The 935-nt window shown below is 64.6% G+C and carries 1 pseudogene; it reads right to left on the bottom strand.

The window, feature by feature from the left end:
* Positions 1-935 (bottom strand): annotated as a pseudogene (locus EN906_RS37655) (Ig-like domain-containing protein); the annotation flags it as partial.

Raw genomic sequence — 935 nt, 5'->3', positions numbered from 1 at the left:
CCTGCGCCACCCGCCTGCGAGGCTTCATTCGCTGCCGCCGGCACATCGTCGACTATTTTGACGGAGAGCGTGGCGTTGGCGCTCTGCAGATCCTGGTCGGTCAACGTGACGGTGAAGTTCTCGAACAGGTCGTTGGTGCCCTGGACGGCGGCATGCGCCTCATTGTCGAGCAGCGTATAGATGTAGCTCACCTGGCCGGTAGCGGCATTGTAAGCCGTCACATTGAGCGTGTTGCCAAATGCGGTGGTGAAGGAGCCCGCCGTGAACACGCCATTGGTAATGAAGGCGTTGCCGTCGATCGCCAGTGAGTTGATGCCGTCGGGAGAGGAGACGGTGAAGGTGCCGGCGCCGGTCTCGGCCGTGCTTGCCGGATCGGACCCAGGCCCGCCCGGCGTGCCGATATTCAACGCCGCCTCGTTGACGACGACGTCGCCGCCGATGGCCTCCGGCGTCAGGTCGGTGATCACAGGCGTCGAGTTGCCGATCGAAATCGTCAGCGTGGTGTGCGAGGTGTCGCCGTCGCCGTCCTTGATCGTGTAGGTGAAGACATCGTTGACGCCGCCGGGCGTGCCGGCAGCGCGCACATAGCTGTAGGAGCCGTCCGCCAGCAGTGTCAGCGTGCCGTAGCTGCCCTGGATCGGCGCGTTCAGCGTGGCCGCATTGTCGACATCGGTGTTGGTGTTGCCGGCCTGCACGCCAACCACAGTTGCGCCATCGGCGCCCTTGGTGTCGGCAACCCCGTCCGTCGCGTTGGCGTCGCCGGCATCTGTTCCGCCAACCAGTACATTGCCTGTCGCCGGGCCAAACTGGCCGGCCGCGATGCTGTCGGTATCGGCAACCGCCGTCGGCACGTCATCGACGATGGCGACGGCAAAGGTGGTGCTGGCCGAATCGCCGTCAACGTCCGTGACTGTGATGCTGAAATTGTCCGGAAC

Source organism: Mesorhizobium sp. M7A.F.Ca.CA.004.06.1.1, assembly GCF_003999135.1.
Lineage (GTDB): Bacteria > Pseudomonadota > Alphaproteobacteria > Rhizobiales > Rhizobiaceae > Mesorhizobium.
This window is presented reverse-complemented; position numbering and strand designations above follow the sequence as displayed.